The organism is Rudanella paleaurantiibacter (genome assembly GCF_009184635.1).
In the GTDB taxonomy this organism is placed as follows: Bacteria; Bacteroidota; Bacteroidia; order Cytophagales; family Spirosomataceae; genus Rudanella; species Rudanella paleaurantiibacter.
The window spans coordinates 25,243-43,798 of the sequence record NZ_WELI01000002.1 but is presented as its reverse complement, the minus strand read 5'-3'; the positions used below and the strand labels follow the sequence as shown (position 1 = coordinate 43,798).

Below are 18,556 nucleotides of genomic sequence, written 5' to 3'. Positions count from 1 at the left end.
AGGTCGGCACAACCCGGTGCGGTCCCAAACCATCGTACATGTATGAATCTTGAAAAGTGGAAAAGCAACCAACGGCCGGCGCCCTCCCGACCCGGAATCTATTTCGCCCGCCTGGGGGTACTGGCCCTGCTTGGCCTGAGTACTGTGGGGGTAGCGCAGTCCCGAAAGCCGGTTCAGCCGAAACTGGGCACCCGGTCGGTGAAAACCCTGCAGGTAGGTCAGTTCACGTTTAAAGACCTGAACCGCAACGGTCAACTTGACCCCTACGAGGACTGGCGATTACCGGCCGAGACCCGCAGCCGTGACTTGTTGCGGCAGATGTCGGTAGAGCAAAAGGTTGGGTTTATGCTCATCAGCACCACCCGCCTGAAAAACGATTGGTCGTTTGAAGCCCCCAGAGGCAAAGAGCCTATCACGAGCGATTTCAACGAGGACGATCTGGTGGCGACCATGAACATGTTCACCAAAAAGCCCTTACCCACGCCTATTATGAATGCGGCTGGTACCACTAAGGCCGTAACCCGGTTTGGGCTTCGACACTTCATTTTACGGGCCAATGTGAGCGCCCGTACTACGGCCGAGTGGGCCAATAAGTTACAGGCCCTCTGCGAGAGTCAACCGCTGGGTATTCCGGCCATTGTGGCCTCGAACCCACGCAACCACATTACAGCTTCGGCCGCTATTGGTACGAGCGTCGGTAAAACCGTGTTTTCGTCGTGGCCCGGCGAGCTGGGCCTGGCTGCCATGCGCGACCTAAAACTAACCCGCGAATTTGCCGACATTGCCCGGCAGGAGTGGGCCGCTGTCGGGCTCCGCAAAGGCTATATGTACATGGCCGATCTGGCTACGGAGCCACGCTGGCAACGGGTAGATGGCACCTTTGGTGAAAATGCCGACTGGGCCGCGCAGATGATTACGCAGGTGGTGCTTGGTTTTCAGGGGCCAAAATTGAGCCCCATCTCGGTAGCTATGACGACCAAGCATTTTCCGGGTGGTGGGGCTGGTAAAGAAGGGCAAGACCCCCACTTCGACTGGGGTAAAACAGAGGTGTTTCCGGGCGGTATGTTCGAAAACAACCTGATTCCCTTTAAAGCGGCCATCAAAGCGGGTACGTCGGCCATTATGCCGTATTATTCCATGCCTGTTGGGACTGCGTATGAGCCTATTGCCTACGCGTACAACCGGGCTGTCATTCACGATCTGTTGCGCACTAAGCTCGGTTTCAAGGGTATTATCAACTCCGATACTGGCCCTATTGAAATGATGCCCTGGGGTGCCGAAAACCTGACTATTCCCGAGCGGTACAAGCGCACACTCGAAGCGGGCGTAAACCTCTACTCGGGCACGGCCGACCCCGCGAGCCTGCTCGAAACGGTGAAAAGTGGCATGGTGGATATGAAGCTGATTGATGAGTCGGTGGTGCGGTTGCTCAATGAAAAGTTTGAATTAGGCCTGTTCGAAAATCCGTATGTAGACGAAAGTGCCGCCGAGCAAATTGTGGGTAATCAATCGTTTCAGGCCCGCGCCGACCTGGCCCAGCGGAAATCCATTGTGTTATTGCGAAACGAGAATAAAACACTGCCTCTGAAAGCTCGTACCAAGGTGTACTTCGAAACGTATCAGAAGCGGGCGGGTGCACCTGCATCGGGGCCGGGCGATGTGTTTACCACAAAAAATCCGAACCTGCCGGTGGAGTTTGTAAAAACGCCCGATGAGGCTGATGTAATTCTGCTCTGGATTGCCCCCGGTTCGCGCTCGTTATTTGCTTCGGATGGGAGCCCACTCGAACTGTCTCTGTCTAAAAATGCGGTGGATGTACAGTACATCAACGGCCTCATGGCCAAAAAGCCAACCGTTTTGGCCATCAACTACACGAACCCGTGGGTGATCGATGAGATTTACAACCCGGCTGCCAAAGGCAATGTGATGGGTGTACTGGCCACGTTTGGAACGACAGCAGAAGCCGTGCTCGATATAGTTACCGGGCAATTTAAGCCAACCGGTAAGATGCCGTTCACAACACCAATATCGGCTCAGGCGGTCAAAAACGGAAAAGAGGATGTTCCCGGTTATCTTGAAGGGCCGGGCTACGCCTTATTCAAATACGGTGAAGGCCTGACGTATTGAGGGGCTCCGGTACTGCCCTGAAAGTACCAGTATCACTACGTTTCTACATCAAAACGGCCCGCTGACTATCAGCGGGCCGTTTTGGTAAACTATAAGTGGGAGCTATTAGACGTTCTCCGATGTCAGCTTGGCACCCAGATACTCGCGGTTCATACGCGCAATGTGGTCGAGTGAAATCGACTTGGGGCATTCTACCGAGCAGGCACCCGTGAATGAGCAGGCACCGAAGCCTTCGGCATCCATTTGCGCCACCATCCGCTCTGCCCGAATCTTGCGCTCAGCCTGACCCTGGGGCAACACCGCCATGTGCGACACCTTAGCCGACACAAACAGCATAGCCGAAGCGTTTTTACAAGCCGCTACGCAGGCACCACAACCGATGCACTGAGCCGCGTCCATGGCTTCGTCGGCAATAGTCCGGGGAATGGCAATTTCGTTGGCATCGGGGGCCGAACCGGTGTTAACCGATACGTAACCACCTGCCTGCACTACCCGGTCAAAGGCCGTCCGGTCGACCATCAGGTCTTTGATTACCGGGAATGCCCGTGCCCGCCAGGGTTCAACCACAATCGTGTCGCCATCGCTGAACGAACGCATGTGAAGCTGACAAGTAGTAGCACCCGTTTGGGGGCCGTGGGCCCGGCCGTTGATGTACATCGAGCACATACCGCAGATACCCTCGCGGCAGTCGTGATCGAAGGCAACGGGCTCATCACCTTTCCGAATCAGCTCGGCGTTCAGTACGTCGAACATCTCCAGGAAAGACATATCGGGCGAGATGTTGTCGAGGCTGTACTCGACTAATTTACCCGCTGTATTGTTATTTTTCTGTCTCCAGACTTTGAGATTGACTTTCATTATTTCTAAAGTTCTCAGTTTCCGGTTTTCAGTTTTCAGTTTTCAATTGCCGAGCCTCGGTACGTGTGCGTGGGCCACTGCAAACTGTATACTGTAAACTGCAAACTTATTTGTAGCTACGTTGGGTCAACTTCACATTTTCAAACACCAGGTCTTCCTTGTGCAGTACAGCGGGTTGGTTCTCGCCTTTGTACTCCCAGGCAGCCACGTAAGCGTAGTTCTCATCGTCGCGCTTAGCCTCGCCGTCTTCGGTTGAGTACTCCTCACGGAAGTGACCTCCGCACGACTCGTTCCGGTTCAGGGCATCGTCGACCATCAGCTCGCCGAGCTCGATAAAGTCAGCCACACGGCCAGCCTGCTCCAGCGTCTGATTCATCTCTTCGTTGTCGCCGGTTACCTTCACGTTGCTCCAGAACTCAGCTTTCAACTCCTGAATCATCTTCTTCGCTTTCTTAAGGCCCTCTTCCGTGCGCGACATACCGCAGTAGTCCCACATAATGAGTCCCAGTTTGCGGTGGTACTCATCAACCGGCGTGGTTCCGTTGATCGACAGCAGGCGCTGAATCTGATCCTGAACCCGCTGCTCGGCCTGCTTGAACACCGGTGAGTCGACAGATACCTTATCGGCGGGGCCGATGGTAGCCAGATAATCACCTACAGTGTAAGGGATTACGAAGTAGCCGTCGGCCAGGCCCTGCATCAGGGCCGAAGCACCCAGACGGTTGGCACCGTGGTCAGAGAAGTTAGCTTCACCCAGAGCGTACAGACCCGGAATCGTCGTCATCAGGTTGTAATCAACCCACAGACCACCCATGGTGTAGTGTACAGCCGGGTAAATCATCATCGGTGTTTCGTACGGGTTGTCGTCTACGATTTTCTCGTACATCTCGAACAGGTTACCGTACTTCGCTTCGATTGTTTTCCGACCGTCGCGCTTGATAGCATCGGCAAAATCAAGATATACGGCCAGACCCGTTTTACTCACTCCACGGCCTTCGTCGCACACGTATTTCGCGTTGCGCGAAGCCACGTCGCGGGGAACCAAGTTACCGAATGACGGATAGCGACGCTCCAGGAAGTAATCGCGGTCTTCTTCTTTCAGATCGGTCGGCTTCATGAGGCCCTTCCGAATCTTCTCTGAATCCTCTTTGCGCTTGGGAACCCACACGCGGCCATCGTTCCGCAACGACTCCGACATCAGGGTCAGTTTCGACTGGTAATCACCTTTTACGGGAATACAGGTCGGGTGAATCTGGGTGAAGCAGGGGTTCGCAAACAGGGCACCGTGCTTGTGGGCACGCCAAGCCGCCGTTACGTTGGAGCCCATGGCGTTGGTTGAGAGGTAGAACACGTTGCCGTAACCACCCGTGCAAAGCAGTACCGCGTGGGCTGAGTGCGACTCAATTTTACCCGTTACGAGGTTGCGGGTGATGATACCCCGCGCCTTGCCGCCCTCTACCACGAGGTCGAGCATTTCGGTACGTGGGTAGAGCTTCACCTTGCCGTTGGCCACCTGCCGGCTCAGGGCCGAATAGGCTCCCAACAACAGCTGCTGACCGGTTTGGCCCCGGGCGTAGAACGTGCGTGATACCTGCGCACCACCAAACGAACGGTTGGCCAGCAAGCCGCCGTATTCGCGGGCAAATGGTACCCCCTGCGCTACGCATTGGTCAATGATGTTAACACTCACCTCAGCCAGACGGTAGACGTTTCCTTCGCGGGCGCGGTAGTCGCCACCTTTGATGGTGTCATAGAACAGACGGAACACCGAGTCGCCGTCGTTCTGATAGTTTTTGGCTGCGTTGATACCACCCTGAGCCGCAATTGAGTGGGCCCGGCGGGGGCTATCCTGGAAGCAGAATGCTTTGACGTTGTAACCCAACTCGGCCAGCGAAGCGGCCGCTGAGGCACCAGCAAGGCCCGTTCCGACCACAATGATGTCGTACTTACGCTTGTTGGCCGGGTTTACGAGCTTCAGGCCAAACTTATGACGTGCCCACTTTTCTGCGAGCGGGCCTTCAGGAATCTTTGCCTCTAATTTCATAGTTAACAGTTGGTTAGATGCCATTTACCCAATGAAGTTGTTCGCCTTAAGGAAGATGTAAATCGGCATGGCCGCAAACAGGGCCGGAATCAAAATGGCGAACACATATGTACCCAGCGCTTCGATAAGCGGAGTGTACTTTTTATGACGGAGACCGAGGGTCTGGAAACCACTCTGGAATCCGTGAACGAGGTGATAGCCCAGGGCTACCATTGATACGACGTAAATCAGCACGTACCACCACTGCGAGAAAGCCGCCACAACAACCGTGTACAGGTCTTTGTACTGCTTACCGTCGTACTCGGCCATCGGTACCGAACCGAAGTGCATTTCGTACCAGAATGTGCGCATGTGCAGAATGATGAAAATCAGCAGCACTGTGCCGAGAATCCCCATGTTACGCGACGACCAGGCGCTGTTGGCTTCGGGCCGCTTGAACGCGTAATCGACAGGGCGTGACGCCTGATTGTGGCGCGTCAGCACGAAAGCCATCAGCGCGTGAACCAGAATCGACGTGTAGAGCAGATAAGAAACTGTAATGATGAGCGGGTTGTGAGTCATGAAGTACGTGTACTCATTGAAAGCTCTTCCTTCATCGCCCTTGAACAACTGAAGATTTCCGGCCATATGGACGACCAGAAATGTACTTAAAAACAACCCAGTCAGCGACATGATGACTTTTCGGCCGAGTGAGCTGGAAAGCGTTTGTGTTACCCAAGACATACCGTGTAGTGCACCGATTATGCGTAAAATTTGTATGATTAACAGCCTGATTAGACTAGGGGTCAAAACTAAATCACAAACCCCACGCGTCCAAAATCAGGGTAGTTTTTTCGGGGGGTGTTGTTCAATTTTGAACCAGTTCAAATAGGCTATGTCACCTGTTTTACCAACATACTGTTTAAGTTTTTTGTTTGTCTTCTTCAACAAAAACTGCACGCTCTTTTCGGCCCTGAAGCGCAACAAGTCAACCCGACTTTTGGACCGAATAGGCCAAATACCGTTCCTTTGTAACGTGGTTAAGGGCGCAAAAGGTCACTCTCTGCTGACCCCGGTTCGCGCTCTTATACTCTTTCACTCTTTCGCTCTTTATGAAAGCATACGTTTTCCCCGGTCAGGGATCGCAGTTCAAAGGCATGGGCCTCGACTTATACCAGAATGGCTCACCAGCTGTTAAGCAGATGTTCGAACAGGCCGACCGGATTCTGGGCTTTAGCCTGACCAAAGTAATGTTTGAAGGGACCGACGAGGAACTGAAGCAAACCAACGTAACCCAACCCGCTATTTTCCTGCATTCAGTGGCTCTGGCGCAGACGGTCGCTGATTTTGAGCCGGCGATGGTGGCGGGTCACTCATTGGGTGAGTTCTCGGCGCTGGTAGCCGCCGGGGCCCTGTCATTTGAAGATGGCCTCCGGCTGGTGTCGCAGCGGGCCGAAGCCATGCAGCGGGCCTGCGAACTGAATCCGTCGACGATGGCGGCTGTACTAGCGTTGCCCGATGCTACTATCGAGCAGATTTGTGCCGACGTAGCAGCGAGCGGAGAAGTGGTGGTAGCTGCTAATTTCAACTGCCCCGGTCAGGTGGTCATTTCGGGGACTCACGAGGGTATCCGGTTGGCGGGCGAAAAACTAAAAGAAGCGGGTGCTAAACGTGTGTTGCCGTTGCCCGTTGGTGGTGCGTTTCACTCACCCTTGATGGAACCCGCCCGCGAAGAATTGGCGAAAGCCATTGCCGAGACGCCTTTCTTTGAGCCACGTTGCCCTATCTATCAGAACGTTAATGCTCAGCCTGCCACGGCCATCCAGACAATTAAGGCAAACCTGATTGCCCAACTCACGGCCCCGGTACGCTGGACGCAGTCTGTCGAGGCAATGGTTGCCGATGGGGCTACGTTGTTTGTCGAGTGCGGCCCCGGCAAGGTATTGCAGGGCCTGGTGAAGAAAATTGCGCCAGCTGCCGAGGTGGCAGGCGTGTAATTTCCCGGACTTACACGAACGACAACGGCCCCGTCATTAGGACGGGGCCGTTGTCGTTATAACGTAAAGTATTGAAAACTGCTGACGCGAGGGCCTTCGACAGGCTCAGGCTGACTGTAGACTTGAAAGCTGCCTGTCAGCCTGAGTCTGTCGAAGGCCCTCGCGTCAGCAGTTTTTGGGGGATATAGTCGAATCGCTATGAGCGCGTTAGCTCACCCGGAATACCCAGGCGGGTTGGCTTGCCAGTTGCTTGCGGGCCGCTTCGGGAATCTGCACGGTGAGGCCGTTGGTGGTTTTTACTACTTTCAGGGGCTTGTTATAGCCTAACATGGTTACAGTCTTACCTTTTTCCATTGAGATGTCGGTGAGCGGCAGGCTTGCCGGTAATGTTTCGCCCTCTTTGGGCAGGTAGGTCATATACACCGACGAGCCTTTACCGGTAAAGGCCCATTGCTCTTTACGGTAGGGGGTCACCGGTTTGGTGCCGTAAATAGATTCGCCGTTGATGGTCATCCACTTACCAATTTCCTCTAAACGGCTGTAGGCTTCTTCGTGCCATTCGCCATCGGGGCCGGGGGCTATGTTCAGCAGCAGGTTGCCGTTTTTGGCCACAATATCTACCAGCGTGTGAATCAGTTTTCGGGTCGATTTAAAATTCTCTTTCGGAATGTACGACCACGAATCGCCCATGGTCATGCACGACTCCCAGGGAATGGGCATATACTGATCGGGAATGGATTGCTCGGGGGTAACGTAGTTCTCAAACTCACCCGTCACCGTCCGGTCTACCACCAGCAGGCCGGGCTGATGGCTGCGGCCCATTCGGGCAATCCGCGCCATGTCTATGTCCTGATCGTAAGGGATGGTTTTTTGCCAGCTAATGGTCGAGTCGATGGTACTGAAGGGCCGCACCCAGCCGCCATCGAGCCAGAGAATATCGACCTTGCCGTAGCCGGTCATGAGCTCTTCGATCTGGTTGTAGGTAAAGTCTTTGAATTTCTGCCAGCGGTCGGGGTAGCGTACGGGCGAGTAGCTTACGTTTCGGTCTTTGGGCGGAAAGTACGGGTCCCAGTAGGTAGGCGTGTTCCAGTCGGGCTTGGAGAAGTAGGCTCCGACCATGAAATTCTGATTCCGGAAGGCGTTGAATACCTCTTTGGTCACGTTGCTGCGCGGGTTGCTCGAAAACGGGGATTTCGCGCTGGTGATTTTGTAGTCGGTCTGCTTGCTGTCGAACATACAGAACCCGTCGTGGTGTTTGGTGGTGAAAACCACGTATTTCATGCCCGCGTTTTTGGCGGCATCGGCCCAGCGTTCGGGGTTGAAGCGGGTGGGGTTAAAGGTAGTTTGCAGATTCTCATACGCTTTTTTGTATTCGTACCAGTTGGCGGCATGGGGGCCGCGCCGTTCGCACCAGCCTTCATCTTCGGGGCAGAGCGACCAGGATTCGACGATGCCCCATTGGCTGTAGGTACCCCAGTGCATCAGGAGCCCGAATTTAATATCCTGCCACTGACTCAGCTTTTGCTGCACCAGCGGGTCTTTGGGCGGTACGTATTTGGAGTGATTCTGCTCAGAATGTTGCTGCGCCACAGTCACTCCGGTGAGGGCCAGGAGCAGGAGCAGCGAGAGGGAGATGCGTTTCATACGTGTACGTTTTAGGTTGTAGTTGGGTTGGTACGCCAAGTGTACGTTTGTCATTCCGACGAAGGAGGAATCTTACATCCTTATTGGTCAGTTTGTCTAAATAGGACTAAGATTCCTCCTTCGTCGGAATGACAAAAATTAATCTATTCCACCGGCGGCTTCACCCCGGCTTTGCGGAGCTTTTCGACCACAAACGTCCCGATGGCCCGGCCTTGTTCTTGTCCGTTTTCGATGGCGTCGCGGTAGTGAATACCGCCGTACAGCCGTGAAATAGAAGCTTCTTCGGCTGCCTGCCGGAACGAGGTGAAGTTGCGTTCGGGGAGTTCGAAAATGGTTTCGGTGGTGTCGGTAAACGAAAACTGGTCGCCAATCAGGTACGAAAGCACTTCGGCCACGGCGCTCGAAATCACGCTATGCCCGCTGGTGTATTCTGGGAAGGGGGGCGTTTGCAGCAGGGGTTGCCAGCGCGGATTGAGGTAGCGGTTGATGGCCGTTTCGGGTCGGATGCGGTTGCTGCGGTATTTTTCGTCCCAGCAGCTGATAAAGGAGTCCATTAGGGTCATCGCCACCACCGACTGCACCATCACGGCCTGATCGAACGGTATCTGGGCTTTGGTGGATACCAGACTGGCGATGTTCATCCAGTGACCGCCGGGGCTGATTTTCTTGAAGCCGATGGACATATGGCCCGAGGTGTTGATGGCAAACGGGTTGCAATCCCAGTACGAGGCAATGAAGCGTTGTTCGTCGGTGAGGGATTTGGTTGTCTGATACACTTCCTGCATCAGTTTATGAAAAGCGCTCGTTGTATCCCGGCTGAATGCTACGGGCGGCTTGGGTTTAAACTGTCCGCAGGAGTCGAGCAGCATCGGCCGGATGGTGCGCCAGTGGGGTTCGATAGCCTCCATGTAGCCCGGCGGGGTGGGGTACCAGTAGCCATCGGTTTTGGTGGGGCGGTACCGCAAGCGGGCACTCAGCTTTGAGTAGTTGTCCACAGCCGCATAGGCCAGCACCTGTTTGGCAACCGCCTGTGCCACACTCACCGACCCGTTTACGACGGCTTCGGGGTAGTGGCCCTTTAGCTCGGCCAGAAATTTGGTCTGTTCGTCGGCCAGCATATAGCCGGAGGGCAGGATGAGTCGGCCGGTTTCAAGCATGCAGTAGAGGGCAGCCAACTGGTAGTCGTAAGGCTTACTTTTGTCGAGCGTGGGCGGCTTAAAACTACGTACCAGACGGGCGGGCGAAATGCCGTTAGGTTGGTGTTGGGCCACAATCTCGTGGGCTCCCAGCAAGCAGTAGGTGTAAAACCGGCTGGCTGCGGGCGGATTCACTACATCATGAATCATCACCATCGTAAGGGCAAAAACCGTCGGCTGCAGGCGGGCGTTCAGGTCGGGCCGGGCGGCTCTGACCGGGCCAGTCCAAACACTCAAAAGCAGGCAGACCATCAAAAATCGCTTCATTATTTATTCCCTTTTTAAACCTGTAAGGTCTCCAAGACCTTGCAGGTTTGTTTTGAAAGACCTTGCAAGTTTAGTCTCGTCATTTTTCCCGTTTGTAGGCCTGAATGGGCTGGTTGAAAGCTCCAATCATCAGATACGGTACCTGACCAATCCGCACCGAAATGGCCGATTTGACATCGCCCCGCACCGACAAGCCCGAGGTTGGCTGGCTCACGTACGTAAAATTGCCTTTGCCGTCGCCGGTCAGCAGGCAGCCGTAGTTGGCATCCATACTGCCCAGTTTCAGCCGGTTGTCCGATTTATTCCCCAGCAGCAGCAGGTCGGGGTGACCGTCGCCGTTGAAATCGTCGGCTATGAGTTGGGTAACCGGGGCCAGTTGGGCCTGAATTGGGAGTGCCTGCTTCACAAAACGCCCATTCTGATTCAGAAAAACGCTTGTCTGGTTCTCGGTCACCGTCAGTTTGCGGGCCAGTTTCAGCTCTTCGGGTGTCAGGATTTTGGTCAGGGGCGCGTCGGCATAGTCTTTGTAAAACCCGAACCGCTTCCGCATGGCGTAAATCTGGTCGTTCAGCTCGTCGCGGCTCACAAAGGGGTACGATACCCTCTGCACGTAAAAGCAGAAGAAAGGATCGATGGAGCCGTTCTTGTCGAAATCGGCGTAGTACAGCTCGGCCGGCTCTTTAGCCGAAAACTTAAGCTGTGAGTTGGTGCCCAGGTTGCCAGCCACGATGTCTTTCCGGCCGTCGCCGTTCAGGTCGGTAATCAGCAGCGACTGCCAGAAACCATTATCGGGTTCGGGGAAGTAGGTAGTGGTTTTATCGACAAAGCCGGTTTTGGTGTTCTGGTAAACCTTGATGGGCATAAACTCGCCGGTCAACAGCAGCTCGGGGCGCTTGTCGCCGTCGAGGTCGGCCCATTGGGCATCGGTCACCATCCCCACCGTCGCAAACGGCGAAGGCACTACCTTAAACTGGCCTTTGCCCATATTCTGGAGCAAATACGACTGCGGAGCCTCGGGGTAGCGACCCGGCACTACCCGGCCGCCCACAAACAGGTCAATATCGCCATCGCCATCGAAATCGGCGGGGCGCACGCAGGATTTGCTGCTGGCGCTCAGATTGGGCAGCGACGCGGCTGACAATCGCAGGTTGCCCTTCCCGTCGTTCAGGTAGAGTTCGTCCTGCAACGAAGGCGAGAGGGGTTCAAACAGCGAGTACCCGCCTTTGGCCACGTACAGGTCGTCTGCTCCGTCGCCGTTGGCATCAAAAAACACGGCTGCCACAACCGCCGACGTTGTTTCGTCACCAATGGCCATACCGGCCGCCTGCCGGAACGAGCCGTCTTTCTGCTGCAGCCAGATACCGCCTTTTTTCTGGCTATCGCCACTCACAAACAGGTCTTCCAGTCCGTCGCGGTTCACGTCGCCTTTGGCCAGCACCGGGCCGGTGTGCGAGTACATCCAGAGCATGAGCGGCTGGCGCTTAAAGTCGTTGTCGGTAATGCCCGTGTGCGTGTACGAAAATGCCGACGTTACCTTGGCCAACAGCGGGGCAGGGGCTTTAGGACTTACCGGTGCTTCGGGTTTGGCCGCCGACTGCTGAATCTCCAGCAACTGATTGGCCGCTACCCGCGTCAGTTTTTGCATTGAGCCATCGGGCCAGGTAACGCGTACTGAATCGGCGAGGGTGGCTTTGCCCAGGCCAAAGTGCAGGGGGAGTGGCTGGGTAGAGAGGTAGCCGCGCACGGGGCTCAACTCCTGGTACTGCTGCTGCCCCCCGGCGTAAACCCGTACTTGTGCCCCCACGGCTTGTTTGTTACCAGCCGTTGGCACCAGTCGTACTTGCAAAAAGGTATTCTGAGCCTGCTCACGGGCCATATTCTGGTACACGTAAGCCGTTTCGTTGATGTTGTTGATGATGAGTTCGAGGTCGCCGTCGTTGTCCAGATCGGCGTAGGCGGCCCCGCTCGAAATGGTGGGCGTGGTGAAGCCCCAGTCCTGCTGTCGGTTGGTAAAGGTCAGGTCGCGGTTGTTGCTGAAAATATAATTGGGCACTTTGGTGGAGGGCATGGCCCGCACCAGATCCATTAGTTGCACCGGCTCGCGGTTGATGGCCTTCTTAATTTTATAGTCGCCCCAGTAGCGTAGAAAGTCTTTGTTGGTGTAATCGCGGAGGTAGCCGTTGGTGATGAACAGGTCCTTGTAGCCGTCGTTGTCGAAATCGGCCAGCAGCGGAGCCCAGCTCCAGTCGGTGTTGGATACGCCCGCCGTTTGGGCAATTTCGCTGAAGGTACCGTCGCCGTTGTTCAGTTGCAGCATGTTGCGCATGTACTGCCGCTGAAGCCCCTGCTGGGTCATCAGCTCAAACGACTCGTAATTTTCCTGAAGTTGAAGCAGCTTTTGCCGCCGGTTGTCTTCGGGCAGCATATCCAGCGACATCACGTCGGGCAGGCCATCGTTGTTGAAATCAGCAATATCCACGCCCATCGAAAACTGCGCTAGGTGCCGGAAACAGTGTTCGGTATCGTCGCGGAAGGTACCGTCTTTCTGATTGATGTAGAGGTAATCGGGTTCGTTGTAGTCATTGGTGACGTAGATGTCGGGCCAGCCGTCCAGGTTCACATCGGCCACGGCCACACCCAGCCCGAAGGTAAGCGGGTACTGGTGGATGCCCGCCCGCTGGGTAGCGTTGATGAAGCGCCCTTTCATGTTTTCGAGCAGGCGGTTACCGGCCAGTTCGTCGGTTTCTTCGTGGAGTCGGGCCAGCTCCATATTGTCGTATTTCCGGACGTTGTGATGAAGCAGAAACACGTCGAGGTCGCCATCTTTGTCGTAGTCGAAAAAGACGGCCTGGGTGTTATAGCCCGGATCGTCCAGGCGGTATTCTTTAGCGCGTTCCACAAACCGCAGGGGTTTGTCTTTGCCGCCTGTTTCGTTGATGAAGAGCTGGTTCCGGCGGGTAGCGTCGTTTTTGCCGGAGTAGCAGATGTAAATATCCAGCCATCCGTCGCCATTGACATCGGCCAGGCTGACGCCGGTTTTCCAGCCGCCTTCGCGACCGGCCAGGCCCTCGCCGGCTTCGGCGGTTACGTCTTTGAAGTTGAGTTTACCTTCATTCTGGTAGAGCTTGTTCGGTCCGAGGTTGGCCGTGAAGAAAATGTCCTGGAGACCATCGTTGTTAAAATCGCCGACGGCCACCCCGGCCCCGTTGAAGAAGTACTCGTAGGCCAGTACGTTGAGGCTTTCGGTTTCGTCGATGTCGTTGCGGAAGGTAATGCCCGTCTGGAGGGGGTTCAGGGGTTTAAATAACTGTGCATGGGCGGTCAGCGAGAGTAACCAGCCACCGATAACCAGAAGGAGCCACCCGTCGAAACGGCTCTGGCGGTATCGCCGAAGGGTGACCCGTTGAAAAGAAAACAGTTTATGCATAGCGCACATGTTGCAACGACAGGTAGAAATACATAAAAATAGCAAAAAAAAGTAGGGGGCCGCCAGGCCCCCTACTTTTCACCCGCTGTAGCCGGTTATTTATCCCACCAGCTGCGGGCAACCCAGTTATCACCACCCGACAGCTTGCTTACGGCCGCCTTGTAGTTGGCCGAGTTGAGCGTAGCCTCGCCGGTTGGGTAAGGCTGCCGACGGGGAATCTGGCCACCTGAGAAGTTACCCACGTAGTTGACCGGAGTCAGCACGGGGAAGCCCGAGCGCTTCCAGTTGTTCCAGGCTTCTGAGAAGTTCATCAGCAAACCAGTAGTAGCCCAGTATTGCTCGTTGATTTGCTTCAGGGCGTTGGCCGTCACGAGCGGGTTGGCGTCGGCATAGGCCGTAGCAGTAGCCGCGTCGATCGTGGCACCGTATTTCGCCAGCGACTGAATACCGGCAACCACACCATTCTTATAGTGACCAGCGGCCGTGCCACCCACGTTGAAGCCACGTACTACGGCTTCGGCGAGCAACAGCTCAACTTCGGCGTAGGTCAGCACAAACAAAGGCGCGTTGCGGTTGCGGTACATCATGGTCGGGCGTGAGTACTTGCCAATCGGCGTTGCGTTAGCACCGGTACCAGTGCCACCAGGATAGCCCGGAGACTTCGAGATGTCGGTAGCACCACCGTTCAGGTCATAGCCGTTAGGCAGACCCAACTGAGCGGCTGGTGTTGTGTTACCGGCGCTCGCCATGTCCTGATTCGCGGTCAAACCATCGGCAGGAACTTCCGCTACCCGGCTCAGACGGGGGTCGTTGGTCGATTTCAGGAAGTCGATCATCGTCTTGCTCCAGCGAACCTGATACACGTCGGCCAGGGTGCTCAAAGCGGCCCCGTTACCGTTGCCAAAGCCTTTCGAGTCGTCGGCCATGATATAAGCATCGTCGCCTACGCTGCTGAATACACCACCGGCAGCGGCTTTTTCGGCGAAGGTCTTAGCCGTAGCGGCATCGGATTTCACCAGACGCATAGCCAGTTTCAGCATGAGCGAGTAGCCATACTTTTTCCACTGAGCAATGTTGCCTTTGTACGCAAACGCGTCGTTGGTTGGCGCGGGGCTCGATGCGTTCAGGGCAGCCGTAGCCGTTTCGAGCCGGGTCAGCAGCGACTTGTACACGCTCTCCTGCGTATCATACGTAGGGAGGGTAGTGCCACCTTTGGCTTGCAGAGCCTGCGTGTACGGAATATCGCCGTAGGTATCGGCAATCGACGAGAGGGCCTGCACCTGCATGATAACGGCAATGTTTGCCAGGTTTGCCAGGGCGGGCTTTCCTTTGGCCAACTGCTCCATTTCGTATGCATAGCTGGCGCCCTGATACCCTACGTTCCAGGTACCCTGCTGATAGTTAGCCGTATTGCTCGACTGAACGTACTTATCCGCGTTCGAGTAGTAGTTGGCTGCCCCCGATGTAGTCGAAGACAACACTTGTACCCACATGCTCTGGAACAGAATGGGGCCGTTGTAGCCTGCAATTGAACTTACGTAGTTCCACTGGGCCGAAGGCAGCAACAGGTTTGGATCAAACGTAGTGGCTGAGGCCTGGGTTGGGTCGGTATTGAGTTGGTCGAGATCTTCGGTGCAGGACAACTGCATGGCGCCCACCAAAAAGCTCAACGCGATTAATTTCTTCTTCATAATTCGGTTATTTAAACTTAATGTTCACGTTAACACCATAATTCCGGGTAGAGGGCAGGTTGGCACCTTCGATACCCGCATAACGCAGGTTCGCTCCAAACGAAGCTTCTGGGTCAATATTGTCGGTTTTCTTCATGAAGTAGAAGAGGTTCCGAGCAACAAATGAGACATTAACGCCCCGAATCAGTGGCACATTCTTCAGCAGTTGAGCCGGGAGGTTGTAGCCAAACGTGAGCTGACGCAACTTGATGAAATCGCCATCTTCGACGCTGATCTTGGTTACGTTGTTAGCCAGTGCTGTGTAGTAAGCCTGTGGCGTAGCCGTAACCGTGTTGGGAGCACCTGTTTCTGAAACACCCGTCCGAACACCGCCATCGCGGCCTACCAGTGTCTCTTTGTGCAAGCCCCGACGGTACGCGAAGTTTTCGGTAGCCGACAGGATCTTGTTGCCATAGTTGTAGTCAACCAGGAACGACAGGTTGAAGTTGCTGAACGAGAAGTCGTTGTTCAGACCACCAAACAGGGTTGGCAATACCGTACCCATGTTGATCAGGTCGCCCCGAACCGGCAGGCCCGATGCATCCACCACAATCTGTCCGTTGGCACCGTACTTGTAGTCATACGCCCGGATTTGCGGACCTGCTTCGCCTACTACGAAAGCCGTAATGGCGTTACCCAGTGTAGCCCGGTTTGAGCCCAGACCGATGGGGTTGTTGTTCACATCCGTTTGCAGGATCTTGTTCTGTACCGACGTCAGGTTCAACGACACGTTCCAGTTCAGCCGTGAGGTTTTCAGCGGGTTACCGTTGATCTGAACTTCAACCCCTTTGTTCTGGGTCGAACCTGTACCTACGATACCGGCTGAGTAGCCCGTTGCCCAGCTGTAGTTGGCGGGCATGATCTCGTTGTTGGTTTTCTGGGTGTAGTACGCTACGTCCAGACCAAGGCGGTTGCCGAAGAAACGCAGTTCCAGACCTACTTCCACTTCGCTCTTGGTGAAGGGCTTCAGGAACAGGTTGGGCAGCTGTGAGCTAAAGTTACCCGTAGCCGTGCCGTTGATGGCGTTACCTACGCCGTAGTATACGCTCGTGCCGTAGGCTGTGGTAGGCTCACCGCTGGTCATGGCGTAAGCAGCCCGCAGTTTACCAAAGCTCAGGTTCGGAATCCGGATGAGGTCCTGGAAGATGAACGCACCCGTTACAGATGGTGTGAAGATTGAACGGGCCGAGCTGGGCAGGGTCGAGTACGTGTCGTAACGGCCCGTGGTGCTCAGGTTCAGGATACCCTTATAACCCAGATCCACGTTGTAGTACGCTGATTGTACCTCCGTGTTGGCTACTTCGTAACCCCGGTTGAAGTTAACAACGTTGTTCCAGCTGTAGAGGTAGGGCAGTACAAACGGACCACCGTTGATGTTCAGTTTCTCGTACTTGTTCTTCCGCAGGTTGGCACCCAGGATAGCGTCAACCGTGAAGTCTTCGTTGATCGACTTGTTGATACCGATCAAACCGTCGATGTTCAGTTCGGTACGCTGGGCGTTCGAGAGTTCGTCCAGACCACCGCGGGCACCGTTCGAGTAGGCCGTTCCCCAGGGCGTTACCCGGAAGTTGCGGTCGTTCGAGTTATCGTAACCAATCCGGGCCAAGGCGTAAATCCAGTCAGCAAACTGATACTTGGTCGAGGCCATCGAGATCAGGCGCTTCCGGTCTACGTTATTTACAAACTGATTCACCACGAAGTACGGGTTCGTAACGTACTCGTCTTCGCTGAAGATGATCTCCCGGCCCGTTACTGGGTCAAAGCCCGGTGCCAGAATCCGCTGATCGATGTTGGTAGCCAGCAGGTAGCCGTTGTTGGCGTTCAGCGGGCCATCGCTCAGGATTGGCTTGTTCTTCACGCGCTCGTCGATATAGTTGGCCAGCACGTCGAAGCTCAGTTTCGACGTAATGTTTTGCTGGAGAGTCAGGTTGATCGTTTTCCGACCCAGACCGCTGTTTGGCAGCACCGACTTGGCATCGAGATTGGACAGCGACAAACGGAACGAGCCGTTATCACCACCCTTACCAACCGATACTGTGTTGGTGAAGTTAGTACCATTGCGGTAGAAGTTGCGGATGTTGTCGCGCTGGGCTGAGTAGGGGTACTGCTTTCCATCGAACTGGATCGCCTGCGATCCGTCGAGCCGACCACCCCAGCTCATCCGGCCCGTTTGCTGAGCCAATGCCTGCGTAGCGGGCTTCACACCGCCGATACCCTGACCGTATTCATACTGGAAATCGGTGAAGTTAACCGGCTGGTCGGTGGTCAGGTTCATGTTGTAATCCACCGAGAAATCACCCTTACGGCCTTGCTTGGTGGTTACCAGAATAACCCCGTTTGAGGCCCGGGCGCCGTACAGAGCCGAAGCCGACTGACCTTTCAGAACCGTGATCTTGTCGATGTCGTCGGGGTTGAGGTTACCCAAACCGTCGCCACCGTCGGCACCACCCCACTCACCGGCGCTACCGCGCTGGGTGTTGTCCATGGGTACACCGTTGATAACGATCAGGGGCGAACCGGCCGAGTTCATGCTGGGCATACCGCGCAGCAACAGTTTCGACGTACCGCCGGGACCGCTGTTGGTTCCTTTTACGGTCAGACCCGATACCCGGCCTGCCAGCGAGTTACCCACGTTGGTTTCCCGAGCCTGGGTAAACGCCGTTGCGTCGATAGTGGTTACGGCATAACCCACTTTGCGGGCATCTTTCGAGATACCGAGAGCGGTTACGACTACTTCTTGCAGTACTGATTCGCCGGGAACGAGTTTCACGTCGATCACCGAGCGGTTGCCCACCTGAATCTCCTGCTTGGTGTAGCCAATGTATGAAAACACCAGAACGGCGTTGTCGTCGGCTACGGTGATGCGGTACCGACCGCTTCCGTCTGTGTTAGTACCCCGTGTTGTGCCCTTTACGGTCACGGTGGCACCGGCCACTTCACTCCCTTTCTCGTCGGTTACTTTACCCGTGATTTCCTTATCAACGGCCAACGAGACAGACAAGCCCAGCATAAGCCAGGCTCCCAGGCAGAGCAAAACCTTAGGTAGTAATGCCCCAGGTAGTTTTAGCTTCATAGAATTATTGAAATGATTTGTTAGAGAATAGTAATTGGCAAGGGCCTCCAAACTCAATACAGAATTTGGCTTAAATTCCCATTTGGCAAACTTATTGAAAATTAATAAAAATTTTTAAAATACCCTTAATATTTATAAAAAAAATTTTCTTTTCGAAGCAGGTATTTTGGTCTAAAATAAGAATAAATACGGAAAAAATAGAATTATAAAGATT

General features: G+C 54.9%; 10 protein-coding genes. 2 read left to right on the top strand and 8 right to left on the bottom strand.

What is annotated here, in order from left to right; translation table 11 throughout:
• The first annotated feature begins 42 nt into the window (after positions 1-42).
• The gene (locus F5984_RS04970) at positions 43-2,127 is read left to right on the top strand and encodes a glycoside hydrolase family 3 protein (RefSeq protein WP_246168834.1); all 2,085 of its coding nucleotides are present in this window, start codon (positions 43-45) and stop codon (positions 2,125-2,127) included.
• 105 nt (positions 2,128-2,232) lie between these two features.
• Here F5984_RS04970 and F5984_RS04965 read toward each other — a convergent pair whose 3' ends face one another.
• The 3 genes from F5984_RS04965 to F5984_RS04955 all read right to left on the bottom strand — a co-directional run bounded on the left by F5984_RS04965 (position 2,233) and on the right by F5984_RS04955 (position 5,752).
• Positions 2,233-2,985 (bottom strand): succinate dehydrogenase/fumarate reductase iron-sulfur subunit, encoded by a 753-nt coding sequence (locus tag F5984_RS04965; protein WP_019989658.1) that lies wholly within the window; start codon positions 2,983-2,985, stop codon positions 2,233-2,235.
• 106 nt (positions 2,986-3,091) lie between these two features.
• Positions 3,092-5,029 (bottom strand): fumarate reductase/succinate dehydrogenase flavoprotein subunit, encoded by a 1,938-nt coding sequence (locus F5984_RS04960; RefSeq protein WP_152123200.1) that lies wholly within the window; start codon positions 5,027-5,029, stop codon positions 3,092-3,094.
• 24 nt (positions 5,030-5,053) lie between these two features.
• Complete coding sequence (locus tag F5984_RS04955; protein ID WP_083940593.1) at positions 5,054-5,752, bottom strand: succinate dehydrogenase cytochrome b subunit; 699 nt, start codon at positions 5,750-5,752, stop codon at positions 5,054-5,056.
• 368 nt (positions 5,753-6,120) lie between these two features.
• Between F5984_RS04955 and fabD the strand changes: the two genes are divergently transcribed.
• Positions 6,121-7,005 (top strand): ACP S-malonyltransferase, encoded by an 885-nt coding sequence (gene fabD, locus F5984_RS04950; RefSeq protein WP_152123199.1) that lies wholly within the window; start codon positions 6,121-6,123, stop codon positions 7,003-7,005.
• A gap of 207 nt (positions 7,006-7,212) precedes the next feature.
• Here the strand turns inward: fabD and F5984_RS04945 are convergent, their stop codons facing one another.
• From F5984_RS04945 to F5984_RS04925, 5 genes are all read right to left on the bottom strand, one after another.
• Positions 7,213-8,649, bottom strand: a complete 1,437-nt coding sequence (locus F5984_RS04945) for an alpha-L-fucosidase (RefSeq protein ID WP_152123198.1) — start codon at positions 8,647-8,649, stop codon at positions 7,213-7,215.
• 143 nt (positions 8,650-8,792) lie between these two features.
• Entirely contained in the window at positions 8,793-10,112 is a 1,320-nt protein-coding gene (locus F5984_RS04940) for a vanadium-dependent haloperoxidase (protein ID WP_152123197.1), read from the bottom strand.
• Between the two features lie 79 nt (positions 10,113-10,191).
• Complete coding sequence (locus tag F5984_RS04935; protein ID WP_246168833.1) at positions 10,192-13,539, bottom strand: VCBS repeat-containing protein; 3,348 nt, start codon at positions 13,537-13,539, stop codon at positions 10,192-10,194.
• 95 nt (positions 13,540-13,634) lie between these two features.
• Positions 13,635-15,230 carry a SusD/RagB family nutrient-binding outer membrane lipoprotein gene (locus F5984_RS04930; RefSeq protein WP_152123196.1) on the bottom strand — a complete coding sequence of 532 codons (1,596 nt, stop codon included), beginning with the start codon at positions 15,228-15,230 and terminating at the stop codon, positions 13,635-13,637.
• A gap of 7 nt (positions 15,231-15,237) precedes the next feature.
• Positions 15,238-18,342, bottom strand: coding sequence for a SusC/RagA family TonB-linked outer membrane protein (locus tag F5984_RS04925; RefSeq protein ID WP_152123195.1), 3,105 nt, complete (start codon positions 18,340-18,342; stop codon positions 15,238-15,240).
• Positions 18,343-18,556: the final 214 nt, after the last annotated feature.

Bases quoted from the DNA above. Each gene is read 5' to 3' on its own strand.
- F5984_RS04965 (WP_019989658.1), bottom strand. From the start codon at position 2,985: ATGAAAGTCAATCTCAAAGTCTGGAGACAGAAAAATAACAATACAGCG.
- F5984_RS04930 (WP_152123196.1), bottom strand. From the start codon at position 15,230: ATGAAGAAGAAATTAATCGCGTTGAGCTTTTTGGTGGGCGCCATGCAG.
- F5984_RS04935 (WP_246168833.1), bottom strand. From the start codon at position 13,539: ATGCATAAACTGTTTTCTTTTCAACGGGTCACCCTTCGGCGATACCGC.
- F5984_RS04960 (WP_152123200.1), bottom strand. From the start codon at position 5,029: ATGAAATTAGAGGCAAAGATTCCTGAAGGCCCGCTCGCAGAAAAGTGG.
- F5984_RS04940 (WP_152123197.1), bottom strand. From the start codon at position 10,112: ATGAAGCGATTTTTGATGGTCTGCCTGCTTTTGAGTGTTTGGACTGGC.
- F5984_RS04945 (WP_152123198.1), bottom strand. From the start codon at position 8,649: ATGAAACGCATCTCCCTCTCGCTGCTCCTGCTCCTGGCCCTCACCGGA.
- fabD (WP_152123199.1), top strand. From the start codon at position 6,121: ATGAAAGCATACGTTTTCCCCGGTCAGGGATCGCAGTTCAAAGGCATG.
- F5984_RS04970 (WP_246168834.1), top strand. From the start codon at position 43: ATGAATCTTGAAAAGTGGAAAAGCAACCAACGGCCGGCGCCCTCCCGA.
- F5984_RS04925 (WP_152123195.1), bottom strand. From the start codon at position 18,342: ATGAAGCTAAAACTACCTGGGGCATTACTACCTAAGGTTTTGCTCTGC.
- F5984_RS04955 (WP_083940593.1), bottom strand. From the start codon at position 5,752: ATGTCTTGGGTAACACAAACGCTTTCCAGCTCACTCGGCCGAAAAGTC.